9 protein-coding genes and 1 pseudogene are annotated in these 6,640 nt (G+C 69.7%); 4 read left to right on the forward strand and 6 right to left on the reverse strand.

Translation table 11 applies throughout. The annotated features are described in order from the left end of the window. Window positions 1-49 precede the first annotated feature (49 nt). Together D466_RS0112545 and D466_RS22880 are read left to right on the forward strand one after the other, a co-directional pair. Window positions 50-1,327 (forward strand): EAL and HDOD domain-containing protein, encoded by a 1,278-nt coding sequence (locus tag D466_RS0112545; RefSeq protein ID WP_018914065.1) that lies wholly within the window; start codon window positions 50-52, stop codon window positions 1,325-1,327. A gap of 52 nt (window positions 1,328-1,379) precedes the next feature. Next, window positions 1,380-2,111, forward strand: coding sequence for a flagellar brake protein (locus D466_RS22880; RefSeq protein WP_018914066.1), 732 nt, complete (start codon window positions 1,380-1,382; stop codon window positions 2,109-2,111). Window positions 2,112-2,132: 21 nt separating this feature from the next. Here D466_RS22880 and fliW read toward each other — a convergent pair whose 3' ends face one another. The 6 genes from fliW to motA all read right to left on the reverse strand — a co-directional run bounded on the left by fliW (window position 2,133) and on the right by motA (window position 5,709). Beyond that, the gene (gene fliW / locus D466_RS0112555; RefSeq protein WP_018914067.1) at window positions 2,133-2,621 is read right to left on the reverse strand and encodes a flagellar assembly protein FliW; all 489 of its coding nucleotides are present in this window, start codon (window positions 2,619-2,621) and stop codon (window positions 2,133-2,135) included. Then, window positions 2,621-2,866 (reverse strand): carbon storage regulator CsrA, encoded by a 246-nt coding sequence (gene csrA / locus D466_RS0112560; RefSeq protein ID WP_018914068.1) that lies wholly within the window; start codon window positions 2,864-2,866, stop codon window positions 2,621-2,623. The genes fliW and csrA overlap by 1 nt, the downstream gene beginning before the upstream one ends. A gap of 24 nt (window positions 2,867-2,890) precedes the next feature. Further along, window positions 2,891-3,310, reverse strand: a complete 420-nt coding sequence (locus D466_RS22885) for a flagellar protein FlgN (protein WP_018914069.1) — start codon at window positions 3,308-3,310, stop codon at window positions 2,891-2,893. An 11-nt stretch (window positions 3,311-3,321) separates the two neighbouring features. Further along, window positions 3,322-3,672, reverse strand: coding sequence for a flagellar biosynthesis anti-sigma factor FlgM (flgM, locus tag D466_RS21665; protein WP_018914070.1), 351 nt, complete (start codon window positions 3,670-3,672; stop codon window positions 3,322-3,324). Between the two features lie 66 nt (window positions 3,673-3,738). Then, window positions 3,739-4,845, reverse strand: a complete 1,107-nt coding sequence (gene motB / locus D466_RS0112575; protein WP_018914071.1) for a flagellar motor protein MotB — start codon at window positions 4,843-4,845, stop codon at window positions 3,739-3,741. A 3-nt stretch (window positions 4,846-4,848) separates the two neighbouring features. Further along, a complete protein-coding gene (gene motA / locus D466_RS0112580; RefSeq protein ID WP_018914072.1) occupies window positions 4,849-5,709 on the reverse strand; it encodes a flagellar motor stator protein MotA in 861 nt (286 codons plus the stop codon). Window positions 5,710-6,046: 337 nt separating this feature from the next. On the opposite strand from motA, the gene D466_RS23360 reads away from it, so the two are divergent. Continuing rightward, window positions 6,047-6,460, forward strand: a complete 414-nt coding sequence (locus D466_RS23360) for a response regulator (RefSeq protein ID WP_038166189.1) — start codon at window positions 6,047-6,049, stop codon at window positions 6,458-6,460. After that, window positions 6,457-6,640 (forward strand): annotated as a pseudogene (locus D466_RS0112590) (chemotaxis protein CheZ); the annotation flags it as partial. The gene D466_RS23360 and the pseudogene D466_RS0112590, both read left to right, overlap by 4 nt.

Raw genomic sequence — 6,640 nt, forward strand, 5'->3', positions numbered from 1 at the left:
GGCACGGCGCACCCGCCGTACGAGCCGCTTGTCCAGCCAGCAATCCCCGATGGAATCCACTACGACTCCCGCGCCCACGGGCAGCGATGCCGCGTCCGGCGAGAACTACGCGCACATCGCGCGCCAGCCGATCCTGGATCGCCAGCAGCACCTCATCGGCTACGAGCTGCTGGCGCGCGAAAGCGCCACCAGCACGCAGGCTCCGTCCCAGCACACCCGTGCCTCGGACACCGCGCTGCTGTTCCACGCGCTGTCGAGTATTTCCTCGGAGAACCTGTTCGGCGACAAGCTGGCCTTCATCAACGTGCGCCTGGCGGACCTGGGCGCGGAACACCTGGAAATCGTCTTCCCCGAGCGCATCGTGCTGGAGCTGCCGCGCGCCGCGGGCGACAACGCCGAGCTGATCGCCGAGGCCGCGGCGGCGATGCAATCGCTGCGCGACAAGGGATTCCGGCTGGCCGCGGGCGTGCACGCGCTGACGGCCCCCTACGCGGCCTGGCTGCCGCTGCTGAGCTACGTGCAGATCGACGTGCAGGCCCTGCCGGCCGGGGTGCTGCCCATGCTGGTCAAGCGCCTGGGCGCCTTGCCCAAGCTGCAGATCCTGGCCGAGAAGGTCGAGACCCAGGAGAAGTTCCAGGAATACTTCGACGCCGGCCTGCACCTGTTCCAGGGCTACTACTTCGCGCGCCCGCAGACGGTCAGCGCGAAGGTGGTCAACCCCGCCTACACGACGGTCCTGCGGCTCATCGACCTGGTCAACAAGCACGCCGAGGTGCCTGCCATCGAGGAGGTGCTCAAGCAGGACCCGACGCTGTCCTTCAAGCTGCTGCGCTACATCAATTCCTCGGGCTTCGGCCTGATGACCGAGATCACCTCCTTCCGCCACGCGGTGGTGATCCTGGGCTACAAGAAGCTGCTGCGCTGGCTGGTGCTGCTGCTGGCCATCACCCCCGGCAGCAGCGCGGCGTCCAGCCAGGCGCGCGTGGCGATCACCCGCGGGCGCATGCTCGAACTGCTGGCCCAGGGGCAGATGTCCCCGGCCGACTGCGACAACGCCTTCGTGGTGGGGGTGTTTTCCATGCTCGACGCCATGCTCGGGGTGCCGCTGGAGCGCGCGCTGCAGGAGATCTCGCTGGCCGAACCGGTGATGCAGGCGCTGCGTGACCGCCAGGGCCCCTTCGGCCCCTACCTGCGCATCGTGCTGGCCTGCGAGCGCGAGGACTGGGACGAGATCGACGAGCATGCCGGCCTGCTGGGCCTGAGCCAGCGCGCGGTGGCCCTGGCCCACCTGGAAGCCCTGGCCTGGGCGGAGAACCTCGGGCTCTGAGGCGCCCGCCCACCTGCCCCGCGGCGGGCGCCCGTCAAGCCTCCGACAACGCATGCGAGCCATCGTCCATACCCTGTTCCAGGACGGCTTCCGCGTCGCCGCGCGCGCCCACCAGACCCTCGATCGCCTGCAGCGCGCACGCGAATTCCTGGGCGTGATCGTGCCCGGGGACGATGTCGAGCACATGTCCATGCTGCTGCATGTGGACGCCGATGCGCGCTACCTGGTCATCGACGAGCTCAACCCGCCGCGCGGCGCGGCGCCGCAGCCGGGCGAGGAGCTGCTGTGCCTGGGCCGCGCTGGCGGCATGTTCGTCGGCCTGCGCTGCCGCCTGGACCGGGCGCAGGATTGGGAAGGCTACGGCGCCTTGCGCCTGGACTGGCCGCACGCGCTGTACCAGTTGCAGCGCCGCGCCAACTATCGCGTTCCCGCCCGCCCCGGCGACGTCTCGGAGCTGGAACTCTCGCGCCGCGGCGCGCGCGGCCTGCAGGCCGAGTGCCTGGACCTCAGCGCCAGCGGCATGCGTGTGCGCTGCGCCGCGCCGGGCGACTTCGAACTGGCCGCCCACGAATGGATCGAGCACCTGCAATTCCGGCTCGAAGGCGAGCTCATCGAATGCGCCGCGCAATTGCGTTTCGTACGCGCGCCGCGCAGCCCTTCGGGGGAATCGGGCACACGCCTGATCGGCCTGGCCCTGGAGCAACTGTCCATGCCCCAGCAGCGCCTGCTGCAGCGCTACGTGCAGCGGCGCGACCGCGAACTGCTGCGCGACGGCAGGCTGTGAACCCCCGGGGCCGGGCGGCGCCTAGGCGCCCTCGCCCCCGGACTGCAGCGGCTGCACGGAAATGATGCGTTCGGCCCACGCCGGGTTCACCGCGGCGCAGGCGCCCGGCCCCACCCAGGCGCCGTCGCCGTGGATGTGCTCGGGCTCGAACACCTGCTGGCGCAGCGTGCCGGCGTGCACGTCGAACAGCACCGGCGCCTGACGGTGCACGCGCAGGGTTTCGCCCGCCCGCCCCGGCAGCATGACCAGCACGCAAGGCGGCGCCAGCAGGTGCTCCGGTTCGTATTCGGCGCCGGCCGCGTAGCGCAGGCCGAAACAGGCTGCGTCGCACAGCACGAAGGCCAGCTCGGGCACCTCCAGCGACTGCAGCCACAGGAAGGGGCCCTGCGCCGGAACGTGCATCAGCACGAACTCGCGCAACTCCTCGAAGCCCGCCAGCGGCAGCGAGCAACTCCAGCGTTGCGAATCGGCGACCTCCACCAGGCCCAGCCGGGTCGCGTACACGGCCATCAGGTGGGCTCCTCGGGAGCCTGCGGCGGCTGCTCCAGCCACCGTTCCAGCGCCTCGGGATCGGCCGCCTGCGCCTGCTGGTTCAGGCCGGCCACCATCTCGTAGAGCTCCTCGCGCAGGATGCGCAGGTCGCGCGGACCATCGATGCCCAGGCGCACCTTGCCGCCGCCGAGCTGCACCACCACGATGCGGATGTCCGTGCCGATGCGGATGGCCTCCCCGCTGCGACGGCTGAGAATGAGCATGTCCGGAGATGCGCCCCGCCGCGCTCAGGCGCTGCCCAGGGGCTTGGCCTTGCCGGCGCCCAGGGTCTGGCCCCGCGGGCCGTAGACGGCGGCCGACTCGCCCGCCGGGATGGAGCGCAGGATGTCCAGCGCGCCCTGGGTGTTGCGGATCAGGGCGGCCACGACGGCCCCGTTGCGCTGATTCGCCCGCGCCACCGCGAGCGTCAGTTCGCGCAGGCGCCCGGCCTGCGCCGGGTCCTGCTCGGGGAGTTCGCGCTGCAGACCGTCGATGCGCGCGCACAGCTCGCTCTTGCGGGCAGCCAGCTGCTCGATGCGCGCGGGGTCATGCGTGTGCACCAGCGCGTCGAGTTCGCTTTGCAGCAGTTCACCCAGCTGCTCCAGCAGCAAGGGCAACAGCGCGCCGGCCCCTTCGGGCCCCGCGGGATCCGGCGGCAGGGATGCCATCGCGCCCGGCTTCAGGCTCCGCCGCCGGAGGAGCCTGCGCCGGCCTGCGCGAGCGCGCGGCTGTCGCGCAGCAAGCCCTGCGCGATCTGGCGCGGGTCGACCGTGTAGCTGCCCGAGGCGATGGCTTGACGCAGCGCACCCAGGCGCTGCGACGAGGCCGATGCCCCCTGCGGGGCGCCCGTTTGCAGCAACTGGCGCGCGGACTCGGAAATGGACACCGTATCCCCCGCGCCGGCACCCGAAGCGGCCGGTCCCTGCGAAGACGCCGGGCTGCGACCGCCCTGCACCTGCTGTGCCGGCAGCTCGACGCGCTGCGCGCTATCGCCTGTGGTCGGGGTGTAGGTCTGCTGGATCGGGTTCATGATCGCCAGATTCTCTCCTGCTGGATGGTGTTACGGCACGCAGAGCGAGAACTTGAGCCAAGAATTTCACGGTTCCGAGTGTTTCTTGGGCAAAGCCCCTTGCGGAAGCAATGCCGGACCGATATGCAACGGCGGCGGCCCCGCCACCACGCCGGGCCCGGGCGCCTTCGCGGCCGTGGCCGCGCCGGGCGGCTTCCCCGCCGCCGCCGGGGCGGCCGGAGCCGGCGCGGAGGCCGCGCCCGGCTGGCTGGCGCCCCCGAGCTGGGAATTTGCCTCGCCGGCCGTCGCCGCCGTCTGCTCGGCGCCCTGTTCCTTCAGGATGCGCGCGCTCGCGGCCTTGGTCAGCACCAGGATGCTCACGCGCCGGTTGAGCGGCGAATTCGGGTTCGCCGGGTCGAAGGGCGCCGCCGATCCCATGCCCACCACGCGCAACACCTTGTTCTCGTCCAGGCCGGACTGCACCAGCACCTGGCGCACCGCGTTGGCGCGGTCCGCGGACAGATTGTAGTTGCTGTAGCCCTTGCCCTGGTTCTGGTAGTTCAGCGCGTCGGTATGCCCGGTGATGCTGATCGAGTTGGGCAGGCTGTTGAGGGTCGGCGCGATATCGTGGAAGATCGCCTGCGCGTAGGTCTGCAACTGCGCGCCGCCCAGCCCGAACATGGGCCGCTTGTCGCTGTCGACCACCTGGATGCGCAGGCCGTCGCGGGTGATGTCGATCAGCAGCTGGTTGCGGAAGGCGCTGAGTTGCGGATTGATGCGGATCTGCTCGTCCAGGGCCTTTTTCAGCGCCTCCAGGTTCGCGCGGTCGATCTGCTCCTGGCGCACCACCACCGTGGTGGTGGCGTTCGGGCGCACCGTCTGGCCCGGCGTGGCCCCGTTGCGCACCTGGCCCACGGTGCGCGTGAGGTCGGTTCCGCCGCCGTGGATCACCGAAGTGGCCGAGCCCGCGCCGGGGCCGCCTTCCAGCGCGACCTTCAGCGGTTGCTGGAAATACTTGGCGATGCCCTCGAGCTGCGCCTTCGTGGACGACCCCAGCAGCCACATGAGCAGGAAAAAGGCCATCATCGCCGTGACGAAGTCGGCGTAGGCGATTTTCCAGGCCGCGCCGTGCCCGCCGGCGACGACCTTCTTGACCTTCTTGATGACGATCGGCTGCGCCTTGCCGTCGGCCATGGCTTATTTCCCCTTGGCGTCGCGCAGGTGGCTTTCCAGCTCGGTGAAGCTGGGGCGCTCGTTCGTGAACAGCACCTTGCGCGCGAACTCCACCGCCACCTGCGGCGGATAGGCGTTCATGGTGGCCAGCAGCGCCACCTTGATGCATTCGAGCATCTTGGTCGCTTCGTGCGCACGGTCCTCCATGCGCGCCGCCACCGGCGCCAGGATGGCGTAGCCGATCAGGATACCGAGGAAGGTGCCTACCAGCGCCGCGCCCACCAGTTCGCCCAGCACGGACGGCGGCTGGGTCACCGAGGCCATGGTGTGCACCACGCCCATCACCGCCGCCACGATGCCGAAGGCCGGCATGCTGTCGGCCGTGCGGCTCATCGCGTGCACGGGAATCTCGGCTTCGCGGTGATGGGTCTCGATATTGACGTCCATCAGATTTTCCATCTCCATGACGCCGAGATTGCCGCCGATCATCAGGCGCAGGTAGTCGGTGATGAACTCCAGCACGTGGTGGTCGGCCACGATATGGGGGTACTTCTTGAAGATCTCGCTGTTGTGGGGCTCTTCCACGTCGCCTTCGATGGCCATCAGCCCGTTCTGGCGCATGCGCGTGAACAGCTCGTTGAGCAGCGACAGCAGCTCCAGGTAGGCCGCCTTCGAATAGGTCGAGCCCTTCATCGCCGTGGGCAGGGCCTTGAGCGTGGCCTTGAAAGACTTGGGAAAGGTCGACGCGAAGAAGGCGCCGAAGGCGCCGCCGCCGATCATCAGCAATTCGTAGGGCTGGAACAGGGCGCCGGCGTGACCGCCCTCGGCGATGTATCCGCCAAAGATCGCCGCCAGCGACAGCACATATCCGATCAGGAGAAACATGGGGAGTGCATGCGAGTGTGCGTGCCGGATGCGCGAATCCCGTGAATTCGGCTCCGATCATGGTCAGGAAACAGGCTATCCAATCACGATGGTACCGGCAGCGCGGACCCCAGGTCCCGAACGTGACGCGGCGGCGTCCGGCCGCGCCGCGTCCTTGCGGCATTCTTGCGACATGGGGGATGCCCGCGTGGTGCGTCGCCGCAACGCCGGAGCACAATTGCAGGTCGGGCTCGCGGCGCGTGCCGGGGCGCCCCGCGCCCCGCGCTCGGCAACACAAGGATTCAAGTTGGCGCCGTCCGTGCCGTCAATTCATGCGCGGGCCCCGAACTGTTTCAGCCTGCCGGAGCATTCCTTGAAATTCCTGGTTGTTGATGATTTCCCGACCATGCGGCGCATCGTGCGCGGCCTGCTCATGCAGACCGGGCACGTGACGGGCACGATCGACGAGGCCGAGGACGGGGTGCAGGCCCTCAAGCGCATCCAGGCCGGAGGCATCGAGTTCGTGGTGACCGACTGGAACATGCCCAACATGCAGGGCATCGACCTGCTGCGCGAGATCCGCGCCAGCGAGGACCCCGGCATCCGCGGCCTGCCGGTGCTGATGGTCACGGCCGAGGCGAAGAAGGAGAACATCCTGGCGGCCGCGCAGGCGGGGGTCAACGGCTACATCGTCAAGCCCTTCCCGGCCGACGCGCTCAAGGCCAAGATCGACGGCATCCTGCACCGGCTGCAGGGCGGGGGGCGGCCATGAGCAGCCCACCGGACGCGCAGGCCTCGGGCCAGGCGCTGCACAACCTGCGCGAGGCCGACGCGCTGCTCACCCAGGGCGTGCAGCGCATCCTGCACGCCTCCAGCGACCTGCCCGGGGCCAGCCACCCGCTGCAGGAGGTGCTGCACCTGAGCGAGCAGCAGGCCATGCTGACCCTGGAGG

Origin of the sequence: Thiomonas sp. FB-6 (assembly GCF_000377645.1) — a bacterium.
Classification (GTDB): Bacteria; Pseudomonadota; Gammaproteobacteria; order Burkholderiales; family Burkholderiaceae_C; genus Thiomonas_A.

Coding starts and splice junctions, on each gene's coding strand:
- motB (WP_018914071.1), bottom strand. CDS start 4,845: ATGGCCGACGGCAAGGCGCAGCCGATCGTCATCAAGAAGGTCAAGAAG.
- D466_RS22880 (WP_018914066.1), top strand. CDS start 1,380: ATGCGAGCCATCGTCCATACCCTGTTCCAGGACGGCTTCCGCGTCGCC.
- csrA (WP_018914068.1), bottom strand. CDS start 2,866: ATGCTCATTCTCAGCCGTCGCAGCGGGGAGGCCATCCGCATCGGCACG.
- D466_RS22885 (WP_018914069.1), bottom strand. CDS start 3,310: ATGGCATCCCTGCCGCCGGATCCCGCGGGGCCCGAAGGGGCCGGCGCG.
- motA (WP_018914072.1), bottom strand. CDS start 5,709: ATGTTTCTCCTGATCGGATATGTGCTGTCGCTGGCGGCGATCTTTGGC.
- flgM (WP_018914070.1), bottom strand. CDS start 3,672: ATGAACCCGATCCAGCAGACCTACACCCCGACCACAGGCGATAGCGCG.
- D466_RS0112545 (WP_018914065.1), top strand. CDS start 50: ATGGAATCCACTACGACTCCCGCGCCCACGGGCAGCGATGCCGCGTCC.
- fliW (WP_018914067.1), bottom strand. CDS start 2,621: ATGGCCGTGTACGCGACCCGGCTGGGCCTGGTGGAGGTCGCCGATTCG.